Consider the following 1,776-nt stretch of genomic DNA (forward strand, 5'->3'; position numbering starts at 1 on the left):
CACCGGAAGATTTACGGTCAAGATCGGCCGGTCCTAGCGGATGCAACAGTGCCGTGCCGGTGCGCCTGGACCCGGAACTGGGGGCGGCGCTTGCCGCACGCGCGGCTGCCGAGCACGCGCACGCCGGCGGCCTCATCCGTCAGGCACCTTCGGGCGTGGCTCGGGGGTCGCGTAGTCGTCGACGTCCCGCCGAAGTGCGGGGCGTGTGCCGAAGGTCGGCGTTGCGCTGGTGGGTTTCGTTGCATGCCGCGGGTGGCGTCGGCAGGTCCGTGAGTAGCTGTGTGACAATGTAGTCATGGCGGATGGGAGTCATGGTGGATGGGCTGTGGTGGGACGAGGAGGACGCGGAGTACATCCGGCGCCGTTCCGACCGGTACCCGGGCGCGACCGACATTGAGCCGGACTGGACGCTGGAGGCGACCGCGGATCCTCGCCGGATCGTCCGTGACCCCGATCCCAAGAGTCACCTCGGAGCCATCCGGCTCATCGGTTACTCCCCGAGCGCCGGCTTCGTGCTCACAGTGATCATCGATCCGGTGGACAAGGCTGGGATCACCGCGTGGAAGACCCGTGGAGCCGATCTGCGGGACTATCTGGGAGGGGAGGGCCGGTCATGACCGACCGTGCGACCCGCGCTCGACGGGATGCCATCCGGGCCGAGTATGCCGTGGAGGAAGCCGAGGCAGCCGGAGCCGAGGCGCTGGAGAACGAACAAGCTGTGGTGTCGGTGCGGGTGCCCGCATCCCTGGCCGAAACCCTCAGGGCCCGGGCAGCCGCCGAGCACATCCCCACCTCGGCGCTGATCAGGCGTATCCTCACCCGGGCCGTACACGAGCCTGATGCGCCGGTGCTGACCGTCGCGCAGGTCGAGGAGATAGCCCGACGCGTCTTCCGCGAATCAGCATGAGCACGTACGTGTTACGGCAGGAATGGCGGGTTTGTTGCGTTCAGCGGAGGCAAGACATGCCAGGCCCCGCCGAACCGATGATCAGATTGCCAGGGTGAGCTCGACGAAGGCAGCCGACACCCGCAGGTGCGGTTCGGCCTCGACGCCAAGTTCGTAGTGGCCGCGGCGGACGTTCTGCACGAACGCATGCCCCAAGCTGACCGTCTGCGCGGAGCGGACGCGTTTGAGTCCGCGCATTGGCCGGAGTCTGGCTTTGAGCTGGCTGTGGTCGGATTCGATCCGGTTGTTCGCCCGCCGGGCATCGATGTGGTGGGTGGCGGGCAGCAGCTCGTCGAGGATCCGTGGGTAGGTGGCGGCCTGGTCGGTGGTCACCTCGACCGGGCGGCGGCCGTGGGACAGAGCGCGGGTGAAGAACCGCCGTGCTGCGGCCAGATCGCGGTGGTCGGAGGCGAGGACGTCGATGACCTGCCTGTACTGGTCGACCGCCCGGTACAGGTAGATCCACCTGCCTGAGACCTTCGCGTAGGTTTCGTCGACGAACCACCTGTCCCCGGGTGAGTGCCGGCAGGGCCGGGCAGCGTCGATCAGTAGGGGGGTGAACCGCTGCACCCACCGGTACACGGTTATATGATCGACGACGAGACCACGTTCGGCGAGGAGTTCCTCGACGTCTCGGTACGACAGGGCGTAGCGCAGATACCAGCGGACCGCCAGCACGCTTCCCCTCAGGTGGGAACCGGAAGCCGGTGAATTCCGATGCCGGGACTGGCTGACGGACGGGACGTCGACGCATTACTCGATCATGCCTGGTCAGACGTCGAGACGGCGGACCTCAGCAACGCAACAAACCCCTTGGCCACCCTCACATC

2 protein-coding genes and 1 pseudogene are annotated in these 1,776 nt (G+C 67.1%); 2 read left to right on the plus strand and 1 reads right to left on the minus strand.

Annotation, left to right across the window (positions count from 1 at the left end):
* Positions 1-311: 311 nt before the first annotated feature.
* Entirely contained in the window at positions 312-617 is a 306-nt protein-coding gene (locus DD1DGNOD_RS12710) for a hypothetical protein (protein ID WP_131770208.1), read from the plus strand.
* A complete protein-coding gene (locus tag DD1DGNOD_RS12715) occupies positions 614-907 on the plus strand; it encodes a ribbon-helix-helix protein, CopG family (RefSeq protein WP_131770209.1) in 294 nt (97 codons plus the stop codon). Before DD1DGNOD_RS12710 ends, DD1DGNOD_RS12715 begins: the two co-directional genes overlap by 4 nt.
* A gap of 81 nt (positions 908-988) precedes the next feature.
* Here the strand turns inward: DD1DGNOD_RS12715 and DD1DGNOD_RS12720 are convergent.
* A pseudogene (locus DD1DGNOD_RS12720) lies at positions 989-1,700 on the minus strand (IS6 family transposase).
* Positions 1,701-1,776: the final 76 nt, after the last annotated feature.

This window comes from Candidatus Protofrankia californiensis (assembly GCF_900634765.1).
Taxonomy (GTDB): Bacteria; Actinomycetota; Actinomycetes; order Frankiales; family Frankiaceae; genus Protofrankia; species Protofrankia californiensis.

Excerpts from the sequence above, each read along its gene's own strand:
- DD1DGNOD_RS12710 (WP_131770208.1), top strand. The coding sequence starts at position 312 with ATGGTGGATGGGCTGTGGTGGGACGAGGAGGACGCGGAGTACATCCGG.
- DD1DGNOD_RS12715 (WP_131770209.1), top strand. The coding sequence starts at position 614 with ATGACCGACCGTGCGACCCGCGCTCGACGGGATGCCATCCGGGCCGAG.